This window comes from Flavobacterium sp. C3NV (assembly GCF_046825355.2).
GTDB lineage: Bacteria > Bacteroidota > Bacteroidia > Flavobacteriales > Flavobacteriaceae > Flavobacterium.
Genome location: NZ_JBKQBJ020000011.1, coordinates 186,395 through 209,458, shown reverse-complemented (window position 1 = coordinate 209,458; position 23,064 = coordinate 186,395). Strand labels below are relative to the sequence as shown.

The window sequence follows — 23,064 nt, the reverse complement described above, 5'->3', positions numbered from 1 at the left end:
GAAAAATAAAACCCGACAGGTTTCAAGACGTGTCGGGTTTCTCTTTTAATCCATAATCGAAAATTAAACCCGACAGGTTTTAAAAACCTGTTGGGTTCATTAGTTATAAATATTAAAAAATTACTTCGAAGCAATAATAACCTCTACTCCTATTTCTTCTAGTTTCGTTTTGGTTTCGATATCGATACCATCATCTGTAATCAAAACATCAATTTTATCTAAATTACAAATCTTACCAAAACCTCTCACATTCATTTTTGTAGAATCTACCAAAATAATTACCTTTTCCGCAACCGAAATCATGGCTTGATTAAGATGCGCTTCTAATGCATTTGAAGTACTTAATCCAAAATCTAAATGAAGTCCGTCTGCACCTAAAAACAATTTATTACAAGAAAACTGACTCAAAATCGCTTCCGATATAGGACCAACCGCCGAGTTTGAGCTCTTACGAACATCACCGCCCAATTGAATTGTATCTACATTTGCTTCCTTACTCAATTCTAAAGAAACCTTTAAAGAAGGTGTAATCACTGTTAACTTTTGAAAACCAGAAATAATCTGCGCCAGATAATGAACATTAGATCCCGAGCCTAATATGATGTAATCAAAATTATTAATATACTTTAAAGCCTCTCTTGCTATCTGTTTTTTCTGTTCTACCTGAAGTCCTTCTTTATCGCTTAAATCTCTTTCGAAAGCATAAATAGGCTGCTTACTTGCACCGCCATGTGTACGGTGCAGCAATTTTTCATTTTCTAAAAAGTTCAGATCCTTTCGTATCGTTACGGTTGAAACATTTAGTATTTCGCATAAATCCGCCACATTTACATGTCCGTTTTTATCCAGTTCCTTAAGTATTTCTTCTTGTCTTTTATTTATAATAACCATAATAGCCTGATAATATTAAGATTCTTGAAGGTATAAATGTACGACAAAAAAATAATTCAAAAAAAACCTTATTCTATTACTTTAGTTTCGTTTAGTTTCATTAATTTTGCTTTACAGAAACAAAAGAACAGAAAAAGAAACAAAAACAAACACTATATGAAACGTTCAGAACAGTTATCGAAACTAAAAGACACTGAAAAGTGGGATGTAATTGTAATAGGAGGCGGAGCAAGCGGTTTAGGAACTGCTCTTGATGCAGCAAGCAGAGGCTACAAAACAATTTTGGTCGAAGCAGTAGATTTTGCCAAAGGAACTTCAAGCCGAAGCACAAAATTAGTTCATGGTGGTGTACGCTACTTAGAACAAGGAGACGTGCACTTAGTAAGAGAAGCTCTTAAAGAAAGAGGTTTAATGGCACAAAATGCCGGGCACTTAGTAAAAAACCAATCCTTTGTAATTCCTAATTACAATTGGTGGGGCGGTTATTTTTACACTATTGGTTTAACCATTTATGATTTATTGGCCGGACGTTTGAGTTTGGGCCGTTCAAAATATATTTCGAAAAGAAAAACAATCGAAATGCTTCCTAACGTACAGGAAAAAGGTTTATCAAGCGGTGTTATTTATCATGACGGACAATTTGATGATTCGCGACTTGCCATAAATATTGCTCAGACTGCAGCCGAAAAAGGCGCTTGTATTATAAATTATTGCAAAGTTGTCAATTTATTAAAAGACGATAACAATCAAGTTACTGGTGTTCAGGTGCTGGATCAGGAAAGTGGAGAAAAATATGATTTAAAAGGATCTGCTATTATAAATGCAACAGGAGTTTTTACCAATGCGATAATGAAACTAAACGATACAGTTTATAAAAAATATATCGTTCCGAGTCAGGGAATTCACCTGGTTTTTGATAGATCATTTTTACCTGGTGATCATGCACTAATGATTCCTAAAACAAGCGACGGCAGAGTTTTGTTTGCTGTGCCATGGCATAACCGAATCGTAGTAGGAACAACAGATACATTAATCAAAAAACAAAGCTTAGAACCTATTGCCTTAGAAAGCGAAATTGAATTTGTACTGGAAACAGCACAACGCTTTTTAGCCAAAAAACCAACGAGAGCCGACGTTTTATCTGTTTTTGCAGGTTTGCGTCCTTTAGCTGCTCCCGAAGAAGAAGGAAAAAGCACCAAAGAAGTTTCAAGAAGTCATAAAATCATAGTTTCTGAAACTGGGTTAATCACCATTACAGGTGGAAAATGGACCACTTACAGAAAAATTGCAGAAGACATTATTGACAAGGCAATTAAAACAAGAAAAATACCGGCAAAAGGATGTAATACAGAACACCTTGCTATTCATGGGAATCAGCCTACGACAACTTTAGACAGAGAAAACCACTTATATATTTATGGTTCTGATATTCCTAAAATACGTCAATTGCAACAAAGTGAGCCAGAATTAAAAGAAAAAGTACATCCGGATCACGAGTTTACAATGGCAGAAGTAGCGTGGGCGATTCGATACGAAATGGCAAGAACTGTAGATGATATTCTGGCAAGACGTGTTCGTTTATTATTCTTAGATGCCAGAGCTGCAGTTGAGTCTTCTGAAAAAGTAGCACGATTATTAGCTAAAGAATTAGGACATGACGAAGCCTGGATAACTCAGGAAATTGAAAATTTCAAAGAAATTTCAAAAGGATTTTTTCTATCAGAATTTCGATAGAACGATCTCAATCTCAATAAAACTTTATTAACTTAATTATATACTATCAATCATGGAGAACAAATTAATTTTAGCTCTTGACCAGGGGACAACTTCCTCCAGAGCGATTCTCTTTAATCATGGCGGAGAAATCGTAAGTCTTTCTCAAAAACCATTTGAACAAATTTTCCCAAAACCAGGATGGGTAGAACATGACCCTAACGAAATCTGGTCTTCGCAAATAAGCACAGCTGCTGAAGTAATTGCAAAAGTAGGAATCTCTGGTAGAGAAGTTGCAGCAATTGGAATCACCAATCAGCGTGAAACTACTATTGTATGGGACAGAGAAACGAGTGAACCTATTTATAATGCCATCGTTTGGCAAGATCGCAGAACAGCAAAATTTTGTGACGAACTAAAAGCACAAGGTCATGCCGATATGATTCAGAAAAAAACAGGCTTAATTCTGGATGCTTATTTCTCAGGAACAAAAGTAAAATGGATTTTGGATAATGTTCCCGGAGCGCGTAAAAAAGCAGAAGAAGGAAAACTTTGTTTTGGAACTGTTGACACGTGGTTAATCTGGAAATTAACCCGCAGCAAATTGTTCATGACGGATGTTTCTAATGCCAGCAGAACTTTATTATTCAACATTCATACTTTAGAATGGGACAATGAATTACTGGAATTATTCAATATCCCGAGAGCAATGCTTCCGGAAGTAAAACAAAGCAGTGAAATTTACGGAGAAACCTGCACTACCCTATTTGCAACCAAAATTCCTATTGCAGGAGTTGCCGGAGATCAGCAAGCAGCACTTTTTGGTCAGTTGTGCACTAGTTCAGGAATGGTAAAAAACACTTACGGAACAGGTTGTTTTATGCTAATGAATACGGGCGAAAAACCTATTCAATCTACCAATAATTTATTGACTACGGTAGCCTGGAAAATCAACGGAAAAACAACTTATGCTTTAGAAGGAAGTGTTTTTGTTGGAGGCGCAGCTGTACAATGGTTACGAGACGGAGCAAAAATGATCAACTCATCAGAAGAAATCGAATCTTTGGCAGCAAGCGTACCGGACAACGGCGGAGTTTATTTCGTTCCTGCCTTGACTGGTTTAGGAGCTCCGTACTGGGATCAATATGCCAGAGGTGCAATGTTTGGCATCACCAGAGGAACTACCAATGCACATATTGCCAGAGCAACTTTAGAGGGAATTGCCTATCAGGTAAATGACTTAGTGAAAGCGATGGAAGCAGATTTTGGAGACGAAGGAAAAGAACTAAGAGTTGACGGAGGAGCTGCAACAAATAATTTATTGATGCAATTTCAATCGGATATTTTTGAAAAAACAGTTACACGTCCAAAAACACTTGAAACAACTGCTTTAGGAGCTGCTTATCTTGCAGGACTTGCTGTAGGCTACTGGAAAAACCTGGATGAACTGAAAGAGCAATGGTCTATAGACAAGGTATTTTCTCCAGAAATGGAAAAAACAAAAGTAGACAGTCTTGTAAAGAACTGGAACAAAGCAGTAGGACGCGCATCTCATTGGATTGAAGACTAACTAAAAACTAACGATATGACTCCCTTTATAGCAGAAATTTTAGGTACAATGGTAATGATTTTATTAGGAAATGGCGTTGTAGCAAACGTCAACCTAAAAGGTACCAACGGAAACAGTTCAGGTTGGATTGTAATTACCAGCGCGTGGGCATTTGCCGTTTTTGTAGGTGTAACTATTGCAGGACCTGTTAGCGGGGCACATTTAAACCCCGTAGTTACTCTTGGATTGGCACTTATAGGAAAGTTTAGCTGGGATTTAGTTCCTACTTACATCCTGGCTGAAATGATTGGCGCAATGTTAGGTGCTTTTTTAGTGTGGTTATCACATAAAGACCATTTTGCCGCAACAGAAGATGAAGGCGCAAAACTCTCTTGTTTTTCTACAGGACCGGCGATCAAAAACAATTTTTCGAATTTGTTAAGTGAAGCAATTGCAACTTTTGTTTTGATTTTTTCAATATTCTACATTGCAGGACCTAGTTTACAAATTGCAGACAGTAATGCAACAATTGGTTTAGGAACTATAGGCGCACTTCCTGTTGCTATAGTAGTATGGGCAATTGGTCTGTCATTAGGAGGTACGACCGGATATGCCATAAACCCTGCAAGGGATTTAGGACCAAGAATCATGCATGCTATTTTACCTATAAAAGGAAGTAGTAACTGGGGATACGCCTGGATACCTATTGTAGGTCCAATAATAGGAGCTTCGTTGGCGGCTGCATTATACCTCACGCTTAATTAACAACATCTTCTTTTAATCTAAGAATTTTATGAAAAATCTTTTTCTTTCTATGGTAATAATCATAGGACTAGCTGGCTATGCTCAGGAAACAACGCCTGAAAGCACTGTAAGTAAAGAGCCAAGCCGATTAAATTTTAATGTTACTCTTGCAACCAGTCATCTCTGGAGAGGATTAATCATTAGCCCAAGCATGACTGCTATGGGAGATATTCACTATACTTTCGACAAAAACCGAAACTTTTCGGTTGGGGTTTGGGGCGGTAACAGTTTTGATGGTAAATATACTGAGGTCGATTATTATGTTCAATACAAAAATAAAGGACTCACAATTGGCCTGTGGGATTTGTTCAATACTACAAATGTTGAACATCCGGAAGTTTTTAATTATGATAAAAACACCACAACGCACCTTATTGACTTGAGAACTTCGTATCGTTTTCCTGAGGCATTTCCTTTACGAATTGAAGCTGATATTATTCTTTATGGAAATGATAAGGAATTACAACCTGATCTTGATTATAAAAACAGATACTCAACTTATGTAGAGTTAGGCTATCCGTTAATAAAAAATGATCAGATCACATTAGATACATATATAGGTGCAGGATTTTCGCTTGACGGAAAATCAAATTTATATTCATCGAATACAGATCATAACTTCAACATAGTCAATGCAGGTTTTAAAGCTTCTAAGGATATTTCGATATTTCAATATAAGCTTCCTGTTTTTGCAGGCATTATGTGGAATCCGGCTGAAAAATATACTCGCATGCAATTAGGTGTTTCGTTATTCTAAAAACCGGAATAATTATTTCTTTATAAAACCCGACAAGTCTTTATGACCTGTCGGGTTTCTTGTATACTGGATTCGCATGAGGGATAGAAGCAATCTGCCGAAGCAGTGCGGATAGCCCGACAGCATCCCGATAAGAGGGCGTATACGCGCAAAGTAAATTAGCCCTCTTATCTGGATGGTGGCATGCCCTGATGTTTAATTTTAGATTTTTGAGTTTAGATTTTAGATTTCTGAATTTACCTAACATCAGGATGGATAAAAATTTTTTCAAAGTTGAATTTGGCAACTTTATATTTTAGTTAAATATCAAACAAACAGAGTTTTAGATTAATAAAATACTGTATTTTTATACTAATTATATAGAGTTTATCTACCAGTATTTCCATGTTCTTTCAATTAACAAAAATTTAACATGACATTTGTATATACAACTATTAAAAGATATACATTTGTATATACAAATTATACACTTACGACTATGACAATTGAAGAAGTTATAAAAAGTACAGTTAAGATGGATAATGCGAAAAAAGTTATTCTGAATATCATGTACACGCAAAATGTGATTCAGGATCATTTCAACGAGTTGATAAAACCGTATGATTTATCCGGAGAACAATATAATGTGTTACGTATATTAAGAGGACAAAAAGGAAATCCTGCTAATATGTGTGTAATACAGGAACGTATGCTGGCTAAAACAAGTAATACAACCCGACTAGTAGATAAATTATTACTGAAGGATTTTGTTACCAGAAATGTTTGCCCTGGCAATAGACGTAAGATTGAAGTTTTGATCACCCAAAAGGGATTAGATGTATTGAAAGAATTAGACCCGAAGGTAGATGAACACGAGCGTACATTTGCTGAGAATATAAGTCCTGAAGAATTAGAATTACTGAATAAATTATTAGAAAAATACCGAACCCAACAAAATTAATTTTATGAGCACATTATTAGATAATCTAAATTGGAGATATGCAACAAAAAAATTTGATGCAACAAAAAAAATATCTTCAGAAGATTTAAATTCTTTAAAAGAAGCTGTTAGACTGGCTGCTTCTTCATACGGATTACAACCTTATAAAGTTGTGATCGTAGAAAATCCTGAAATTAGAGAACAATTGAAAGCTGCTGCTTACGGTCAGACTCAAATTACAGATTCATCTCAGTTATTTATTTTTGCTAACGACTTAAATGCCGGACCAGAATCTGTAGCTGCTTATATTCAAAACATTAGCGAAACAAGAGGAATTCCTACTGAAGCTTTAGGCGGATTTGCAGATATGATGAATGGTGTGATTTCGAACTTATCACAAGATGCTAAAAATATCTGGACAGCAAAACAAACTTATATTGCTTTAGGAACTTTATTGGCTGCTGCTGCTGAGTTGAAAATCGACGCAACTCCAATGGAAGGTTTTAATGCAGCTGCATTCAACGAAATCTTAGGTTTCGACAAGTTAGGTTTAAACGCATCAGTTATTGCTACTGTTGGTTACAGACATACTGAAGATGACACGCAACATTACAAAAAAGTTAGAAAATCTCACGAAGAATTATTTATCACTATATAATTATTATTAATCCAAAATCAATTTTAAACAACATGAAAAATTTAAAAACAATTGCAATAGCATTATTCGTAGCAGCGGCTAGTATTTCAGTAAATGCTCAAACTAAAAAAATCGACGTAAAAGCATCTACTATCAAATGGGTAGGTAAAAAAGTAACTGGAGAGCACTCTGGAACTGTAAACTTTAAAGACGGAGCTGTAGTATTTAAAGGAAAAAAATTAACTGGTGGTTCTTTCACTGTTGATATGACTTCATTAACTTCTACAGATTTAACTGGAGAATACCAAGGAAAATTGAATGGTCACTTGAAAGCTGACGATTTCTTTGGAACTGACAAATTCCCAACTGCAAAATTAGTTTTCAAAACTATTGGAGCTAAATCTACTGATGTTTACACAGTAACTGCTGATTTGACTATCAAAGGAATCACTAAACCTGTAACTTTTGATATTACTGTAGCTGGAAACACTGCAACAACAGCTTTCAAAGTTGACAGAACTAAATACGGTATCAAATACAACTCTGGTAACTTCTTCGAAAACTTAGGAGACAAAACTATCAATGATGATTTCGAATTAACTGTAGCTTTAAAATTCTAACATTTTAAAATTCACACATAATTCTTATTATAAGAAAAACCCCAATGGTTCATAACTATTGGGGTTTCTTTTTATTATTTACTATTTTTACTTCGTTCTTTTTATGTTTATTGGATCCTGACGAGTATCAAATACATCCAGAATTTCAACTGAGTTTTTCTCTAAATTTATCCAATAAATAATTTTATAATTTTTAAAAATTAAATAACAAATTTCTTTTGGATTATTAATTAGAAGATCTTCTTTTTGTCCAATTAGAGGCTGGTGTTTTAATTTTAATGTCTCTTTTGTAATCCTCAGAACAAGTTTTCTTGCGACATCTACATTTGCTTCTTTATTATAATAATTAAAAATACTTTTCAGCTCTTTTTTAGCAAAATCAGTCCAATCATTTTCAGCTCCATTTCTCTATTTCAGAAATTAATTGATCAGATCCTGTTACACGTCCATTTTTGGAATCTTCTAAAGAATCAGAAATCCTTTTATTAAAATCAGAAATTGATATTGGCTTTAATTCAGAATCAATTTTAGTTTCTTTCTTCAATAATTTTTCAAACTGAGAAATAGCTTTCTCGCTTTCAAGTTTCAGAAAGTCTCTAATAAAAATCACTTTTCGAGTATCTAAATCCATCTTATTTTATTTTTATCAAAGTTACAAGTTATCTTTAAATGAAAATTTAATTAGAAACAATTTTAAAATCGCTATTCTATCAAGTCCGTAATCTTATTTCCTTTCAAAAAGATAACATCCTTAATATTCGCATAACACTTTCGTAATAACATCTAATACTTTGATTAACATTGGGCTTCTACTTTTGGGCTAACTAAAAAAACAAACCTGGAAATCAAAATTATAGTTATGAAAGCAAAAATACATATTGCAATTATTACTCTTCTAAGTACATTATTTTTACAAGCCCAGCAGCAACCTAAAGGAATTATTGGCAACTCGAACTGGATGGGTAACTGGACCAATTTTAAGCCAGCCAATACTGAATATAATGAAGCAACAAACATTATCGCAGGTACTATAGACAAAGACACCAAATTATCAAAACGAAATACGTATCAGTTAGTTGGTGTTGTTTACGTGACCAAAAATGCTGTTTTAACGATAGAACCTGGAACCGTTATTCGCGGAGATGACAAAACTTGCGGAACTCTTGTAATAACCAATGGCGCAAAAATTGTGGCCGAAGGTTTAGAAACTGATCCTATTGTTTTTACTTCGAATAAAGAAATTGCAGATAGAAAACCCGGAGATTGGGGCGGAATTATTATACTTGGAAAAGCACCTATAAATACGATTGGTGGCGTACACACCCTACCCTTTGATTTAGAACCAATGCTAAATCATTACGGAGGTCAGGATGCTGAAGACAATTCAGGAATTTTAAAATATGTGAGAATTGAATATTCCGGAAGAAAACTAAGTGCTGCAAAAGAACTTAACGGTCTTTCGTTAGCCGGAGTGGGAAGGAAAACAGTTTTAAGCAATATTCAGATTAGTTTTTCAAACGATGATTCTTTCGAATGTTATGGCGGAGATTTGAATATGAATAATCTGGTTTCGTACAGAACTACAGATGACGATTTTGATTTTACACAAGGAGCACAAATCAACATTAGCAACAGTATTGCAATTCGTCATCCATTTTCATCAGATATTTCAGGTTCAAGATGTTTTGAAGTAGATTCTTATGACAAAATTGGAAACACAGATATGAGCAAAAAACTGACTAAAATAACAGCCAGCAATATTACTCTTGTAAACCTGGAAGAAAACAATCAGGGGCTTGTACGTGAGTCTGTTTACGTTAGAGAAAATACTTTATTTAATTTATCGAACAGTATCGTTTCGGGTTTTTCTCCGTTCGCTTTATTGGAAGGAAATATTGGAAATGGCGATGTTAATTTAGCTAAAATTACATTCAAAAACTTAATCGTTAACAATTGTAATGGCGGAATTGTAAGCGAAGCAGGTGGTGCAAATCCTTCAATTCAAAAATTCTACAGCAATCCTGATTTCGAAATAAATTATACAAAACTCAAAAACAGCGAATTGTTTACAACGCCTAATATCAAAGGAAATCCGGATTTTAGAATGAACCAAAACAATACAATTGCGATTGGAAATTAGTTCTTTAAAGTAATTTAAAACAGTAGAATTTAACAAATTTTAAAATTTAGAAAAGATTTTTTTGAAATTTTATGTATTCTAATCCAAATTACATTTATATCTTTGTCACATCAAAATAAAGAAATGAAAACATTAATGAACAATACTTGGTGGTGGAAGAATTTACGTCAAACGTCGTGAACGAAGCTTCCTATGGTACTGTAAAACTATAAATATAAAGGGCTTGTCATCACGACAAGCCCTTTTTTTTTGGTCGAAATTAAAGCAAGAAAATATTAAAAATCAAAAACAACATACTTTGAAACCTTTTATACTCAATACACACTACAAACAAATCCTGGCAGATACGATTACGCCGGTAAGTATTTATTTTAAAATAAGAGATAAATTCCCAAATAGTTTATTACTGGAAAGTAGTGATTATCACGGAAATGACAACAGTTTCTCGTACATATGCTGCAACCCGATTGCAACGATTAAAATCGAAAATGAAATCATCTCAAAAACTTTTCCTGACGGAACAACAGAGCAAATTGCAATCGATACTTCTACCAATATCCCTCAGGTAATTCAGGAATTTTCAAGTCAGTTTAAATCAGAAAAAAACGATTTTAAATTCATCAATAATGGTTTATTCGGATACATTTCTTATGATGCTGTTCGTTATTTCGAGAAAGTTTCAATTGCCAAAAAAGATACTGCAACTTTAATTCCGGATGTCTTTTATGCGGTTTACCAAAACATTATCGCAATCAATCACTTCAAAAACGAAGCGTATATTTTCTGCCACAGCGTAGACGGAAAAAATAATATTGCCGAAATCGAACAATTATTACAATCGAGAAATATTGCATCATACAAATTCTCTAAAGAAGGTGAAGGTTTCTCTAACTTAACCGATGAGGAATTTAAACACAATGTGGCTTTAGCCAAAAAGCACTGTTTCCGTGGAGACGTTTTTCAATTAGTACTTTCTCGCCGTTTTACACAAGGTTTTAAAGGTGACGAATTTAATGTTTACAGAGCTTTAAGAAGCATCAACCCATCTCCTTATTTATTCTTTTTTGATTATGGAGATTTCAAAATATTTGGGTCTTCGCCCGAAGCACAAATTATCGTTAAAAACAGAAAAGCCGAAATTCATCCCATCGCCGGAACTTTTAAAAGAACCGGAAATGACGAACGCGATGCGGTTTTAGCCAAACAACTTTCTGAGGATAAAAAAGAGAATAGTGAACACGTCATGTTAGTCGATTTAGCCAGAAACGATTTAAGCCGAAATGGTCATGATGTAAACGTAGAAAAGTATAGAGAAGTTCAGTTTTTCTCGCACGTTATTCACCTGGTTTCTAAAGTTACTGGTCATTTACATGAAAAAGCTACAACGATGCAAGTAGTTGCAGATACTTTCCCAGCCGGAACTTTGAGCGGCGCACCAAAACACAGAGCCATGCAATTGATTGAAGATTACGAAAAAACGAATCGTAATTTTTACGGAGGGGCAATTGGCTTCATGGATTTTGAAGGCAACTTTAATCACGCAATTATGATTCGAACTTTTCTGAGTAAAAACCATCAGTTACACTGCCAGGCCGGAGCCGGAATCGTAGCAAGTTCTGACGAAGAAAGCGAAATGCAGGAGGTTTATAATAAATTAAGAGCATTGAATACAGCGCTGGAAATGGCGGAGAAAATATAGTAATCAGTGTTCAGCTTTTTAGTATTCAGTCGCAGAGAATTGACACAAAATCATTTACGATATGTCTCCCAAGGTAGAGACCTCGGGCTATGTTTGAAAAACAAAATGTAAAAGGAAAGCTATATAAACATAGCCAACGATTTCAACCGTTGGGACAAGAATTGGTAACCTGAAACAATTAACAAACAAACCATAAAACCACAAATAATCATGAAAAAAGCAATTTCAATTTTATTTTTAATCATTGGCGTAACAGCTTGTAATTCTGAAAAAAAAGAGAATCCAATTGAAGGAACCTGGCGTCTGATATCAGCTGAAACGACAGAAAAAGATTCGACTTTCTCGACTTTCAATTCAAAAACAAAAATGATTAAAATTATAAATGATACCCATTTTGCTTTTTTCAATCATGATTTAAATAATGGTAAAGATTCGACAAATGCAGTATTCTTTGGCGGAGGCGGAAAATATACTTTGAAAGATAGTATTTATACCGAAAATCTGGAATTTTTCAACAACCGCCAATGGGAAAACGGAAAATTTGAGTTTGTAGTGAAAATCAAAAATGACACCTTAACTCAAAAAGGAATCGAAAAAGTAGAAAAATTAGGAATCGATCGAATCATTACAGAAAAATACGTTCGAGAAAAATAAAAATTAGTTTTCAGTCTCAGTTTACAGTCTCAGTTTTAGGACTTAGTAACTCAGATTCTTAGCAACTTAGCAACTCAAAAAAAATGAAAAAAATATTAGTTATAGACAATTACGATAGTTTCACTTATAATTTAGTGCACTATTTAGAGGATTTAAACTGCGAAGTTACCGTATACAGAAACGACGAGTTTGAAATAGACGAAATCGCTTCTTTCGATAAAATATTACTTTCTCCTGGTCCAGGAATCCCGGATGAAGCGGGATTATTAAAAGCGGTAATTGCAAAATATGCGCCAACAAAAAGTATTTTGGGTGTTTGTTTAGGACAACAAGCTATTGGAGAAGTTTTCGGCGGAACACTTTCAAATCTTGATAAAGTGTATCACGGTGTTGCTACAAATGTAAAAACAGTAGTTTCCGATGAAATTTTGTTCGAAGGTTTAGGCAACGAATTCGAAGTTGGACGTTATCACTCTTGGGTTGTAGACGCTAATTTACCGGACGTTCTTGAAGCTACTTCAATAGACGAAAACGGACAAATTATGTCATTAAGACACAAAAATTATGATGTAAGAGGTGTTCAGTTTCACCCGGAAAGTGTTTTAACTCCAAAAGGAAAATTGATTTTAGAAAACTGGATAAATAGTTAGTTTTCAGTCTCAGTCACAGTTTACAGTTTCAAAAAACTTAGAACCTTAGTCCCTTAGCAACTTAGAACCTTAAAAAATGGAAATAACTATTTCAGCAACCAAAGAAATCAATATTGAAGACATACTGATTTTATACAAAGCAAACGAATGGAGTTCGGCTAATAAACCAAACGAATTATACAATGCTCTTACCAATTCAGAAACTTTAATTACGGCCTGGGAAGATCAAAAATTAGTCGGACTTGGGAATGCGATTTCTGATGGATTTTTAACGGTTTATTATCCGCATTTATTAGTACTTCCGGAATATCAGGGAAAAGGAATTGGAAAATTGATTATGGATAAAATGCAGGAGAAATACAGTCACTTTCATATGCAAATGTTAACCGCCGACGGAAGATCAGTTGATTTCTACAAGAAAAACGGATTTGAAAGAGCCGGAAAAACAGAACCCATGTGGATTTATCAGGGAAATGAACATTAACAGTTATCAGTCACAGTTTACAGTTTCAGTAAAAAAAACTTAGCACCTCAGTACCTTAGCAACTTAGAACCTTAAAAAAGAATGAAAAATATATTAAATAAATTAATCAATCACGAAGTCCTTTCAAAAGAAGAGGCAAAAAACGTCTTGATTAATATCTCAAGCGGTCAATATAATCCGAGCCAGATTTCGGCATTTTTGACCGTATTTATGATGCGAAGCATTACGATTGATGAGCTTTCGGGTTTTCGTGAAGCATTGTTAGAATTGTGCGTTCGCGTTGATTTATCAGCTTATAATACCATCGATTTATGCGGAACGGGTGGTGACGGAAAAGATACTTTCAACATCTCGACTTTAGCTTCATTTATATCAGCCGGAGCCGGAATAAAAGTAGCCAAACACGGAAATTACGGAGTTTCTTCTATTTCAGGATCAAGCAACGTGATGGAAAAAATGGGAATTAAATTCAGTAATGACGCTTCGTTTTTAGAAAAATGTATTGACAAAGCCGGAATCTGTGTTTTACACGCTCCCCTATTTCACCCGGCAATGAAAAATGTTGGACCAATTCGTAAAGAATTAGCAGTAAAAACGTTCTTTAATATGTTGGGACCAATGGTAAATCCATCATTCCCACAAAATCAATTGGTTGGAGTTTTCAATCTTGAATTAGCCAGAATGTATGCTTATTTATATCAAAATACCGATATCAATTTCACGATTTTACATTCGCTTGACGGATATGACGAAATCTCTTTAACCGGTCCAACCAAAACAATAACATCACATATGGAAGGCATGCTAAAACCTGAAGATTTTGGCGTTAGACTTTTATTACAAAGTGAAATCGAAGGAGGAAAAACCATCGAAGAATCGGCAGATATGTTTACCAATATCATTTCAGGAAAAGGAACTGAAGCACAAAACAACGTGGTTTTAGCCAATGCTGCAATGGCGATTGCAACCGTTACAAAATGTTCGCCATTAGAAGGTTTTGAATTAGCCAAAGAAAGCTTATTCTCCGGAAAAGGGCTTCAGGCATTGAAAACATTACAAGAATTAAGTAAATAAAAAATAAACACAAATTTCACGAATTTGCACTAATTAACTTTGCTTCTTTGTGACTTTGTGGCAAAACAACAGCCATGAATATTTTAGATAAAATAATATTTGATAAACAAAGAGAAGTCGTCCTAAAAAAATCGATCATTCCGGTTTCGCAATTGGAAAGTTCTGTGTTTTTTGGAAGAGAAACAATTTCTTTAAGTCAAAAACTAAGAACAAGTTCTACGGGAATTATTGCAGAACACAAACGTCGTTCACCTTCAAAATCGGTAATCAATCATAGTTTTACGGTTGAAGAAGTGGTAAAAGGATATGAAAATGCAGGCGCTTGCGGAATTTCAGTTTTAACGGATGGAAAATATTTCGGCGGTTCTCTTGACGATTTACTTTTGGCAAGAGCGAGCGTTAATATTCCGCTTTTGCGAAAAGAATTTATTGTTGATGAATACCAAATTCTGGAAGCCAAAGCTTTTGGTGCTGATTTAATTTTATTGATCGCAGCAGTTTTAACACGCGAAGAAATAAAATCATTATCAGAATTTGCCAAGAAATTAGGTTTAGAAGTTTTACTTGAAGTTCACAATCAGGAAGAATTAGAAAAGTCGATTATGCCAAGTTTAGACATGATTGGTGTAAATAACCGAAACTTAAAAACGTTTGAAGTAAGCTTAGATTTCAGCAAACAACTGGCATCGCAAATCCCGGATGATTTTGTAAAAGTTTCCGAAAGCGGCATTTCATCAATTGAAGCCATTTCTGAACTTAGACCTTACGGTTACAACGGATTCTTAATTGGAGAAAACTTCATGAAAACCGACAATGCCGGCGAAGCAGCAACAGAATTTATTAGAAAGCTTAAATAAACACGAATTACACTAATTAACACAAATTCAATTCGTGAAAATTTGTGAAATTGCTTCGCCTGTTCGCTATCGCTCGGGTCGTGGCAAAAACAACAAACACAAAGCTTTGCGAACTTAGCGTTTATAAGCGTAATCAAAATAAAAAAACTTAGCGCCCTTTGCGGTTAAAAACACACAAGCTAAAAAACACACAATACAATGAAACTCAAAATATGCGGTATGAAATATCCAGATAATATCCTCGAAGTAGGTGCACTCCTACCCGATTATATGGGATTTATTTTCTGGGAAAAGTCCGCACGATATTTTAACGGAGAAATTCCGGAACTAATCAAAACAATAAAAAAAGTAGGTGTTTTTGTCAATCAAAGTCAGGACGAAATTCTGGAGAAAGTTGCCAAATACAATTTACAAGCCGTTCAGTTACACGGAAATGAATCGGTTGAATTTTTATCAGAATTAAAAAAACAATTACCAAAGAAAATCGAAATCATCAAAGTATTTTCGGCTGATGAAAATTTTGATTTCGAAATTATAAAACCTTTCGAAGCCGTTTGTGATTACTTTATGTTTGACACAAAAGGAAGATTACCGGGCGGGAACGGAACCACTTTTGACTGGACAATATTAAAAAAATACACTTCGAAAAAGCCCTTCTTTTTGAGCGGCGGCATCGGAATAAATGAATTAAAAGCCATCGAAGAAATTTCAAAAACAAATCTTCCTATTTATGCAGTCGATTTAAATAGTAAATTTGAAATCGAACCGGGGCTTAAAAACAAAAATCTATTTAGCAATTTCAAACGAAAATTTGATGTTGCCAACTTTTAAAATTGGAATAAAATGAATTTTAACGTCAACGAAAAAGGATATTACGGAGAATTTGGAGGAGCTTATATTCCTGAAATGCTGTATCCTAATGTAGAAGAATTACGCCAGAATTATTTAAAAATTACCAGCGAACCAGATTTTAAAGCAGAATTTGATCAATTGCTAAAAGATTACGTAGGGCGCCCGAGTCCGCTTTACTTTGCCAAGCGTTTATCGGATAAATACAATACCAAAGTTTATCTAAAAAGAGAAGATTTAAATCATACCGGAGCGCATAAAGTCAACAATACTATTGGGCAAATTTTAGTAGCCAAACGTTTGGGTAAAAAAAGAATCATTGCCGAAACCGGAGCGGGTCAACACGGAGTTGCCACAGCCACAGTTTGCGCATTAATGGGATTGCAATGTATCGTTTATATGGGCGAAATCGACATTGCGCGCCAGGCTCCAAACGTAGCCCGTATGAAAATGTTAGGCGCAGAAGTTCGTCCGGCACTTTCGGGTTCACGAACGTTGAAAGATGCTACAAACGAAGCGATTCGTGACTGGATTAACAATCCGGTTGACACGCATTATATTATAGGTTCTGCAATTGGACCACATCCTTACCCGGATATGGTGACGCGTTTTCAAAGTGTCATTTCTGAGGAAATAAAATGGCAATTAAAAGAAAAAGAAGGACGTGAAAATCCTGATTATGTTGTCGCTTGTATCGGTGGCGGAAGTAACGCAGCGGGAACATATTATCACTTTTTACACGAACCAGAAGTTGGCATTATTGCCGTTGAAGCTGCCGGAAAAGGTGTTGACAGCGGTCACAGTGCAGCAACCAGTAAATTAGGAAAAGTGGGGGTTATTCATGGTTGCAAAACCCTTTTGATGCAAACACCAGACGGACAAATTACGGAGCCGTATTCTATTTCTGCAGGTTTAGATTATCCGGGAGTTGGTCCAATGCACGCGCATTTGGCACAAACCGGACGCGGAGAATTTTTCTCTGTTACTGATGATGATGCTATGAATGCAGGTTTACAATTGACAAAATTAGAAGGAATAATTCCGGCAATTGAGAGTGCGCATGCTTTTGCCGTTTTAGATCAAAAGAAATTTAAACCTACGGATATTGTAGTCATAAGTCTTTCTGGCCGTGGCGATAAAGATCTAGACAATTATATCGATTATTTTAAGTTGTAATATAAAATTAATTTGGGCGTTTCCTCCGGCCGGGCTATCCGCTAAATTCCCGATTAACAAAAACTACGGCTAAAAAGCCTTGTTTTTCTAAATCGGGAGGTACCGCTCCTATCCCTAACGCAAAAAACAATCAACGAGAAAAATAGAAATTATGACAAAGTTATTCTCATACGGAACATTAAGATCGAAACAAATTCAGATGCAGCTTTTTAATAAAGTATTAAATGGCACTAAAGATCAGCTTTTGGGTCACAAGCTAAAAAGTCTTCAAATAGAAGAAGAATTTGGAATGGCAGATTATGTCGTGGCCGTACCAACAGAAGATGCTTCAGATCCTATACATGGCGTGGCTTTTAATATTTCTGCTTCGGATTTAGCTAAAGTAGATATATTCGAATCTAATGCTTACAAAAGAGTTCAGGTCACGTTGAAGTCCGGAACAGCTGCCTGGGTTTATATAGAAAATAAATAAAATTCGATATGATTTTAGCAGCAGCACAAACAAAACCAAACCGGGGAGATATTGAAGCTAATTTATTAGATCATTATCGTCTTATCGATTTGGCTGTGCAAAACGGCGCACAATTAATCGCATTTCCGGAACTATCAATTACAGGTTATGAAAGAGAACATGCTCAAAAACTGGCTTTCAAAAAAGACGATTCCCGATTGGATCAGTTAAAAAAACGGTCTGTTGAAAATAATATTATTATTGTTGCAGGTGCGCCAATTCAGGTAAAATCTCAATTATTTATAGGAGAATTTGTTATTTCTCCTGATAATTCGGTTGCGGTTTATACGAAACAGTTTTTGCATGAAGGTGAAGAGGAATTTTTCTCTCCTTCTTTCGATTATAATCCGATGATTACAATTGAGAATCAAAAGATTTCGTTTGCTATTTGTGCTGATATTGATAATCCGCTGCATCCTGAAAATGCGTGTAAAAGAGCAACTGATATTTATATCGCCAGTATTTTCTTTACACCAAACGGGATTCCGAATGCGTATCGCGATTTACAGCATTATGCTCAAAAACATAAAATGAATGTTTTGATGGCTAATTTTACTGGAGAATCCTGGGGTTATCCTTCTGGCGGAAAAAGTGCTTTTTGGAATAATAAAGGTGAATTGATTGGACAAATAAATGATTCAGATTCAGGAATTTTATTAGCAGAGAATAATAATGATAATTGGACAACTCGAGTTGTGACGATTTAGATATAATGCCACAGATTGCACAGATTAAAAAGATTTTATTTCCCGCAGATTTGGCAGATTAGAGCAGATTTAAAAAAGATCTGCGCAAATCAGCTTAAATCTATTTAAAATCTGCGTGAAATAAATTTCCAGCTATCAGTGAGAATCTTTTATCCCGATAGCTATCGGGAGTGGCTAAAAAATAAAACTTAATCAAAATACCTAACAGGTTTTGGAAACCTGTTAGGAGAAAAAAACATAAATAAAATGAACAGAATAACTCAAAAATTACAAGAAGATAAAAAGATACTTTCTATTTATTTTTCAGCCGGATATCCTAACTTAAATGATACGGTTCAGATCATTCAGGATTTAGAAAAAAATGGCGTTGACTTAATCGAAATTGGTTTGCCTTTTAGCGATCCCTTGGCTGATGGACCAACGATTCAGGCGAGTTCTACAACCGCACTTCATAACGGGATGACGACTCAAATTCTTTTTGATCAGCTACAGCACATCCGCGAAAGCGTAAAAATTCCGTTGATTATTATGGGTTATTTTAATCCGATGTTACAATACGGAGTTGAGGCTTTTTGTAAAAAATGTTCCGAAATAGGCATTGATGGATTAATTATTCCTGATTTACCGGTGGATGTTTATGCCGATGAATACAAAGCGATTTTCGAAAAATACGGCTTAATCAATGTATTCCTGATTACACCACAAACATCTGACGAACGTATTCGTTTTATCGACAGCGTTTCAAACGGATTCATTTATATGGTAAGTTCTGCAAGTGTAACAGGATCTCAATCTGGTTTTGGAAACGTACAGGAAGATTATTTCGAAAGAATTTCAAACATGAACCTTAAAAACCCACAAATTATTGGTTTCGGAATTTCGAATAAAGAAACTTTTACACAGGCAACTAAATTTGCAAAAGGAGCTATTATTGGTAGTGCTTTTATAAAACATTTGAGTGAGAATGGTTCTGGTAAAATTGAGGAATTTGTTGGGGAGATTCGATAAAAATCCCTTTTCTTAAAACAATTCATGACATAGTTTGTCATTTCGACAGAGGAGAAATCTCCACGAGAAACTCGACAAAGATTGGACTCTCTTTACGGAGTTACTTACGAAGATTCCTCCTCCGTCGGAATGACAAGATTGTGTAAAACACGTAGCTGAAATAATATCCTTTATAATATTATTTCAGCTTTTTTGTTAGGAAACACTAGCTTTAAAGCATAATATTAGCCTAAAACCACTACAAGGTTTTCTGTTAATATTATGTTAAAATAAAATTAAACGACTGTTTAATTTAAACGCTTGTTTAATTTTGTACCCGATTAGAAACAATACCATGTCAAACTTCGAATTAAACGATAAAAAAATTCAAATTCTTGAGGTCGCTGAAAAGCTATTCTCTGAAAAAGGATTCGAAGGAACTTCTATACGAGACATCTCAAAACATGCAAAAATAAATATTGCCATGGTTTCGTATTATTTTGGTTCTAAAGAAAGACTGCTTGAAGCGTTAATTATCTACAAAACTTCTGATTTAAAATTACAACTCGAAAATTTATTACAGGAAAATCTCGAACCTATTGAAAAAGTCAATAAATTAATCGAAATTTACATTAACAGAATAAGTTGTAACAAGGGGATTTTCAGAGTGTTGCATTTTGAAATCAACGCAAAAAAAAGAGAGAACAGTTTTATTGCTTTTACAGAATTAAAAAAAGGAAATCTAAAATCAGTTGAGAGTATTATTGCTCAGGGTCAGGCCAAGGGAGTTTTCAGGAAAGATGTTATCATTCCGCTTATTACGCCTACCATTATTGGAACCTTTTTTCACTTTCACATGAACAAACCTTTCTTCGAAGATTTACTGAATTTAAAAACAGAAGCAATGTATAATGATTACATTAAAACCAGTCTTACAAAGCACATTCAACAAACTATAAAAGCTCTACTTGTTTATGAAAATTAATCAATTAATGCTCTTTGGTATTTTCTTTATCGGAATTTCATCAATAGAAGCACAAGAAAAAACAAGTTTAACCTTAGACGAAGCCGTGAAGTTGGCTTGGGAAAAAAGTAACGAAGTTACTCTTGCCAGCACTAAGGTAAACACAAAAAAGTACGAATTACAAGAAGTTAAAAACAATCAGTATCCGGATATTAAAGTTTCGGGACAATACCAACGCCTTACAAAAGCGTCGATTGATATGCCAAATCAGGGCGAAAGTGCCTCTTTAGCATCGCCTGACAGAGCAATGATTGGAATGGCAAATTTAAGCTTACCTCTTTTTGCAGGATTTAAAATTCAAAATAGCATTAATGCATATGATAATTTATATGAAGCTGAAAATGCAAATGCTGCCAAAACAAAAGAAGATGTTGCTTTAAGAGTTATTACTTATTATACAGCTCTTTACAAAGCGCAAAAAACTTTGGATGTTTTAAATGAAAATCAAAAAAGCGCCAAACAGCGTGTGACTGATTTTATAGAATTAGAGAAAAACGGAATCATCCCGAGAAATGATTTATTGAAGTCGCAATTATTAGTTTCAAAAACGCAATTATCTATTGATGAAGCTACTAACAACCTTAATAACATCAACTTTTATCTGACTACTTTATTGAAGCTGGATCCAGGTACAAAACTTCAGGTTAATGAAGCTGATTTCTTTAATTTAAAAACAAGCAACGCACCAACATCTGATGTTTTAGCATTGGAAAACAGAAAAGATTTAGAAGCTATTCGTTTTCAACAAAAAGCTTCTGAAGCCAATATTAAAGTGGCAAAAGCAGCTTACTACCCTACACTAGCATTACTTGGTGGTTATACTGCTTTGGATCTTAAAGATATTATTACCGTAAAATATGCTATGAATTTTGGTGTAGGTTTAACTTATGATATCTCTGGAATTTACAAAAACAGCGCTCACGTAAGAGAAGCTGAAAGCAGAGCTTTGGAGGTTAAAAATACAGAGGCTGTAATGACAGACCGTATTAAAGTTGAAGTTCAAAAATCTATTGAAGATTATGACCTGGCCATTAATCAAAGTGTGGTTTACGACGAAGCGCTTCAACAGGCATCTGAAAATTACAGACTTGTAAAAGATAAGTTCGACAATGGTTTAGCTGATACCAATGATTTGGTTGAAGCAGATGTTGAACAATTAAGCGCTAAGATCAATACAGCTGTATCTAAAGCAACAATTATTCAAAAATATTACGAATTACTTTCAGTATCAGGACAATTATCACAATCATTCAATCTTTCTAAAATATAATCGATAGCTCTCATGGAAAAGAAAAAAACAAATACTAAATTCATCATTATACTAACCGTGTTGGTTTTAGTGGGCGGAACTTACGGAATAACAAAATACATGCACTCCTTAGCCCACGAAGAAACTGATGATGCTCAGATCGAGAAAAAAATGAATCCAATTATTCCTAGAGTATCTGGATATATTAGTAAGGTGTATGTAAAAGATAATGACTTTGTAAAAAAAGGAGATACTTTATTTACTATTGATAAAAGAGATTACCAATTAAAAATCGATGAAGCAAATGCTGCATTGTTAGGTGCTGAAGGTCAATACGAAGCTGCAAAAGCAGATATTGGAAGTGCTAATGCAAACATCTCAGTTTCTGATGCTCAGATGAGATCTGCAACTGGTTCTATCGAAAGTGCTAAAATTAGATTGAGACAAATTACTAACGATTATAACCGTTACAATAATTTATACAAAACGCACACGATTACAAAACAACAATATGAGCAAGCGTTATCTGCAAAAGATGAAGCTGAAAATCAAGTTCGTGTTTTAGAGCAACAACAAAGAGCAAGTTCTTACCAAAAATCAGTAATTCAGTCAAAATCTAAAGTTTCTGATAAACAAACTGAAGTTGCTGCTGCAAATATCAAAAGAGCCAAAACTATGTTGGATGTTGCTCATTTAAACTTAACTTATACTGTTGTAACTGCAGCAATTGACGGTCAGGTTTCTAAAGTAGATATTCAGCCAGGACAATTGGTTCAGCCAGGACAATCTTTATTTTATATCATCAATAATAATGAAGCTTGGGTTGTAGCAAACTTTAAAGAAACACAATTGAACAAAATGGTTGTGGGACAAAAAGTAAGCTTAAAAGTAGATGCTTATCCTAACTACGAATTCAAAGGTACCTTAACTTCATTTTCTCCTGCAACAGGATCACGTTTTTCATTATTACCTCCTGATAACGCAACAGGTAACTTCGTAAAAACAATTCAGAGATTGCCGGTAAAAATTAGTTTAGACGAATCAAACGATCCTGAAAAAGTAAAATTACTAAGACCGGGTATGAATGTTGACGTTGACGTACATTTAAAATAA

24 protein-coding genes and 1 pseudogene are annotated in these 23,064 nt (G+C 34.7%); 22 read left to right on the top strand and 3 right to left on the bottom strand.

The genetic code is table 11. From position 1 onward, the window contains the following. Positions 1 to 120 precede the first annotated feature (120 nt). Entirely contained in the window at positions 121 to 891 is a 771-nt protein-coding gene (locus tag ACIDC4_RS16845) for a DeoR/GlpR family DNA-binding transcription regulator (RefSeq protein WP_230040516.1), read from the bottom strand. Between the two features lie 156 nt (positions 892 to 1,047). Between ACIDC4_RS16845 and ACIDC4_RS16840 the strand changes: the two genes are divergently transcribed. The 7 genes from ACIDC4_RS16840 to ACIDC4_RS16810 all read left to right on the top strand — a co-directional run bounded on the left by ACIDC4_RS16840 (position 1,048) and on the right by ACIDC4_RS16810 (position 7,890). Then, a complete protein-coding gene (locus ACIDC4_RS16840; protein WP_412044553.1) occupies positions 1,048 to 2,625 on the top strand; it encodes a glycerol-3-phosphate dehydrogenase/oxidase in 1,578 nt (525 codons plus the stop codon). Positions 2,626 to 2,677: 52 nt separating this feature from the next. Further along, entirely contained in the window at positions 2,678 to 4,174 is a 1,497-nt protein-coding gene (gene glpK, locus ACIDC4_RS16835) for a glycerol kinase GlpK (protein ID WP_412044554.1), read from the top strand. Positions 4,175 to 4,189: 15 nt separating this feature from the next. Continuing rightward, positions 4,190 to 4,918, top strand: coding sequence for an MIP/aquaporin family protein (locus ACIDC4_RS16830; protein ID WP_412044555.1), 729 nt, complete (start codon positions 4,190 to 4,192; stop codon positions 4,916 to 4,918). 28 nt (positions 4,919 to 4,946) lie between these two features. Beyond that, the gene (locus tag ACIDC4_RS16825) at positions 4,947 to 5,714 is read left to right on the top strand and encodes a hypothetical protein (protein ID WP_412044556.1); all 768 of its coding nucleotides are present in this window, start codon (positions 4,947 to 4,949) and stop codon (positions 5,712 to 5,714) included. 478 nt (positions 5,715 to 6,192) lie between these two features. After that, positions 6,193 to 6,654: a MarR family winged helix-turn-helix transcriptional regulator gene (locus ACIDC4_RS16820; RefSeq protein WP_230040957.1), complete on the top strand. Its 462-nt coding sequence runs from the start codon at positions 6,193 to 6,195 to the stop codon at positions 6,652 to 6,654. 4 nt (positions 6,655 to 6,658) lie between these two features. After that, positions 6,659 to 7,291 carry an NAD(P)H-dependent oxidoreductase gene (locus ACIDC4_RS16815; protein WP_412044557.1) on the top strand — a complete coding sequence of 211 codons (633 nt, stop codon included), beginning with the start codon at positions 6,659 to 6,661 and terminating at the stop codon, positions 7,289 to 7,291. A 32-nt stretch (positions 7,292 to 7,323) separates the two neighbouring features. After that, the gene (locus ACIDC4_RS16810; RefSeq protein WP_194618422.1) at positions 7,324 to 7,890 is read left to right on the top strand and encodes a YceI family protein; all 567 of its coding nucleotides are present in this window, start codon (positions 7,324 to 7,326) and stop codon (positions 7,888 to 7,890) included. Between the two features lie 87 nt (positions 7,891 to 7,977). Here the strand turns inward: ACIDC4_RS16810 and ACIDC4_RS16805 are convergent. Both ACIDC4_RS16805 and ACIDC4_RS16800 read right to left on the bottom strand, forming a co-directional pair. Beyond that, a pseudogene (locus ACIDC4_RS16805) lies at positions 7,978 to 8,265 on the bottom strand (type II toxin-antitoxin system RelE/ParE family toxin); the annotation flags it as partial. Positions 8,266 to 8,284: 19 nt separating this feature from the next. Next, positions 8,285 to 8,521 carry a hypothetical protein gene (locus ACIDC4_RS16800; RefSeq protein WP_412044558.1) on the bottom strand — a complete coding sequence of 79 codons (237 nt, stop codon included), beginning with the start codon at positions 8,519 to 8,521 and terminating at the stop codon, positions 8,285 to 8,287. A 228-nt stretch (positions 8,522 to 8,749) separates the two neighbouring features. Here ACIDC4_RS16800 and ACIDC4_RS16795 point away from each other — a divergent pair, with 228 nt between their 5' ends. The 15 genes from ACIDC4_RS16795 (at position 8,750) to ACIDC4_RS16725 (ending at position 23,064) form a co-directional block, all read left to right on the top strand. Next, positions 8,750 to 10,030, top strand: coding sequence for a hypothetical protein (locus tag ACIDC4_RS16795; protein WP_412044559.1), 1,281 nt, complete (start codon positions 8,750 to 8,752; stop codon positions 10,028 to 10,030). A gap of 298 nt (positions 10,031 to 10,328) precedes the next feature. Further along, a complete protein-coding gene (locus ACIDC4_RS16790; protein ID WP_412044560.1) occupies positions 10,329 to 11,729 on the top strand; it encodes an anthranilate synthase component I family protein in 1,401 nt (466 codons plus the stop codon). Positions 11,730 to 11,939: 210 nt separating this feature from the next. After that, entirely contained in the window at positions 11,940 to 12,383 is a 444-nt protein-coding gene (locus ACIDC4_RS16785) for a hypothetical protein (RefSeq protein WP_412044561.1), read from the top strand. A gap of 83 nt (positions 12,384 to 12,466) precedes the next feature. Beyond that, the gene (locus ACIDC4_RS16780; RefSeq protein ID WP_412044562.1) at positions 12,467 to 13,033 is read left to right on the top strand and encodes an anthranilate synthase component II; all 567 of its coding nucleotides are present in this window, start codon (positions 12,467 to 12,469) and stop codon (positions 13,031 to 13,033) included. A gap of 76 nt (positions 13,034 to 13,109) precedes the next feature. Next, the gene (locus ACIDC4_RS16775; RefSeq protein ID WP_412044563.1) at positions 13,110 to 13,517 is read left to right on the top strand and encodes a GNAT family N-acetyltransferase; all 408 of its coding nucleotides are present in this window, start codon (positions 13,110 to 13,112) and stop codon (positions 13,515 to 13,517) included. An 81-nt stretch (positions 13,518 to 13,598) separates the two neighbouring features. Beyond that, on the top strand, positions 13,599 to 14,591 hold the full coding sequence (gene trpD, locus ACIDC4_RS16770; RefSeq protein ID WP_412044564.1) for an anthranilate phosphoribosyltransferase: 993 nt from the start codon (positions 13,599 to 13,601) through the stop codon (positions 14,589 to 14,591). Positions 14,592 to 14,665: 74 nt separating this feature from the next. Then, the gene (gene trpC / locus ACIDC4_RS16765) at positions 14,666 to 15,448 is read left to right on the top strand and encodes an indole-3-glycerol phosphate synthase TrpC (RefSeq protein WP_412044565.1); all 783 of its coding nucleotides are present in this window, start codon (positions 14,666 to 14,668) and stop codon (positions 15,446 to 15,448) included. A gap of 198 nt (positions 15,449 to 15,646) precedes the next feature. After that, positions 15,647 to 16,279, top strand: coding sequence for a phosphoribosylanthranilate isomerase (locus ACIDC4_RS16760; protein ID WP_412044566.1), 633 nt, complete (start codon positions 15,647 to 15,649; stop codon positions 16,277 to 16,279). A gap of 12 nt (positions 16,280 to 16,291) precedes the next feature. Next, positions 16,292 to 17,473 carry a tryptophan synthase subunit beta gene (gene trpB, locus ACIDC4_RS16755; protein WP_412044567.1) on the top strand — a complete coding sequence of 394 codons (1,182 nt, stop codon included), beginning with the start codon at positions 16,292 to 16,294 and terminating at the stop codon, positions 17,471 to 17,473. A gap of 151 nt (positions 17,474 to 17,624) precedes the next feature. Next, entirely contained in the window at positions 17,625 to 17,945 is a 321-nt protein-coding gene (locus ACIDC4_RS16750; RefSeq protein WP_065451408.1) for a gamma-glutamylcyclotransferase family protein, read from the top strand. An 8-nt stretch (positions 17,946 to 17,953) separates the two neighbouring features. Next, entirely contained in the window at positions 17,954 to 18,691 is a 738-nt protein-coding gene (locus ACIDC4_RS16745; RefSeq protein WP_412044568.1) for a carbon-nitrogen hydrolase family protein, read from the top strand. Between the two features lie 246 nt (positions 18,692 to 18,937). Beyond that, positions 18,938 to 19,699 carry a tryptophan synthase subunit alpha gene (gene trpA / locus ACIDC4_RS16740; protein WP_412044569.1) on the top strand — a complete coding sequence of 254 codons (762 nt, stop codon included), beginning with the start codon at positions 18,938 to 18,940 and terminating at the stop codon, positions 19,697 to 19,699. A gap of 334 nt (positions 19,700 to 20,033) precedes the next feature. Beyond that, positions 20,034 to 20,663 (top strand): TetR/AcrR family transcriptional regulator, encoded by a 630-nt coding sequence (locus ACIDC4_RS16735; RefSeq protein ID WP_412044570.1) that lies wholly within the window; start codon positions 20,034 to 20,036, stop codon positions 20,661 to 20,663. Continuing rightward, positions 20,653 to 21,972: a TolC family protein gene (locus ACIDC4_RS16730; RefSeq protein ID WP_412044571.1), complete on the top strand. Its 1,320-nt coding sequence runs from the start codon at positions 20,653 to 20,655 to the stop codon at positions 21,970 to 21,972. The genes ACIDC4_RS16735 and ACIDC4_RS16730 overlap by 11 nt, the downstream gene beginning before the upstream one ends. Before the next feature lie 12 nt (positions 21,973 to 21,984). Next, positions 21,985 to 23,064: an HlyD family secretion protein gene (locus ACIDC4_RS16725; RefSeq protein ID WP_194618393.1), complete on the top strand. Its 1,080-nt coding sequence runs from the start codon at positions 21,985 to 21,987 to the stop codon at positions 23,062 to 23,064.

Bases quoted from the DNA above. Each gene is read 5' to 3' on its own strand.
- ACIDC4_RS16825 (WP_412044556.1), top strand. From the start codon at position 4,947: ATGAAAAATCTTTTTCTTTCTATGGTAATAATCATAGGACTAGCTGGC.
- ACIDC4_RS16840 (WP_412044553.1), top strand. From the start codon at position 1,048: ATGAAACGTTCAGAACAGTTATCGAAACTAAAAGACACTGAAAAGTGG.
- ACIDC4_RS16800 (WP_412044558.1), bottom strand. From the start codon at position 8,521: ATGGATTTAGATACTCGAAAAGTGATTTTTATTAGAGACTTTCTGAAA.
- ACIDC4_RS16760 (WP_412044566.1), top strand. From the start codon at position 15,647: ATGAAACTCAAAATATGCGGTATGAAATATCCAGATAATATCCTCGAA.
- ACIDC4_RS16775 (WP_412044563.1), top strand. From the start codon at position 13,110: ATGGAAATAACTATTTCAGCAACCAAAGAAATCAATATTGAAGACATA.
- ACIDC4_RS16750 (WP_065451408.1), top strand. From the start codon at position 17,625: ATGACAAAGTTATTCTCATACGGAACATTAAGATCGAAACAAATTCAG.
- ACIDC4_RS16730 (WP_412044571.1), top strand. From the start codon at position 20,653: ATGAAAATTAATCAATTAATGCTCTTTGGTATTTTCTTTATCGGAATT.
- ACIDC4_RS16795 (WP_412044559.1), top strand. From the start codon at position 8,750: ATGAAAGCAAAAATACATATTGCAATTATTACTCTTCTAAGTACATTA.
- glpK (WP_412044554.1), top strand. From the start codon at position 2,678: ATGGAGAACAAATTAATTTTAGCTCTTGACCAGGGGACAACTTCCTCC.
- ACIDC4_RS16785 (WP_412044561.1), top strand. From the start codon at position 11,940: ATGAAAAAAGCAATTTCAATTTTATTTTTAATCATTGGCGTAACAGCT.
- ACIDC4_RS16830 (WP_412044555.1), top strand. From the start codon at position 4,190: ATGACTCCCTTTATAGCAGAAATTTTAGGTACAATGGTAATGATTTTA.
- ACIDC4_RS16735 (WP_412044570.1), top strand. From the start codon at position 20,034: ATGTCAAACTTCGAATTAAACGATAAAAAAATTCAAATTCTTGAGGTC.
- trpA (WP_412044569.1), top strand. From the start codon at position 18,938: ATGAACAGAATAACTCAAAAATTACAAGAAGATAAAAAGATACTTTCT.
- ACIDC4_RS16810 (WP_194618422.1), top strand. From the start codon at position 7,324: ATGAAAAATTTAAAAACAATTGCAATAGCATTATTCGTAGCAGCGGCT.
- trpD (WP_412044564.1), top strand. From the start codon at position 13,599: ATGAAAAATATATTAAATAAATTAATCAATCACGAAGTCCTTTCAAAA.
- ACIDC4_RS16820 (WP_230040957.1), top strand. From the start codon at position 6,193: ATGACAATTGAAGAAGTTATAAAAAGTACAGTTAAGATGGATAATGCG.
- ACIDC4_RS16745 (WP_412044568.1), top strand. From the start codon at position 17,954: ATGATTTTAGCAGCAGCACAAACAAAACCAAACCGGGGAGATATTGAA.
- ACIDC4_RS16725 (WP_194618393.1), top strand. From the start codon at position 21,985: ATGGAAAAGAAAAAAACAAATACTAAATTCATCATTATACTAACCGTG.
- ACIDC4_RS16815 (WP_412044557.1), top strand. From the start codon at position 6,659: ATGAGCACATTATTAGATAATCTAAATTGGAGATATGCAACAAAAAAA.
- trpC (WP_412044565.1), top strand. From the start codon at position 14,666: ATGAATATTTTAGATAAAATAATATTTGATAAACAAAGAGAAGTCGTC.
- ACIDC4_RS16780 (WP_412044562.1), top strand. From the start codon at position 12,467: ATGAAAAAAATATTAGTTATAGACAATTACGATAGTTTCACTTATAAT.
- ACIDC4_RS16845 (WP_230040516.1), bottom strand. From the start codon at position 891: ATGGTTATTATAAATAAAAGACAAGAAGAAATACTTAAGGAACTGGAT.
- trpB (WP_412044567.1), top strand. From the start codon at position 16,292: ATGAATTTTAACGTCAACGAAAAAGGATATTACGGAGAATTTGGAGGA.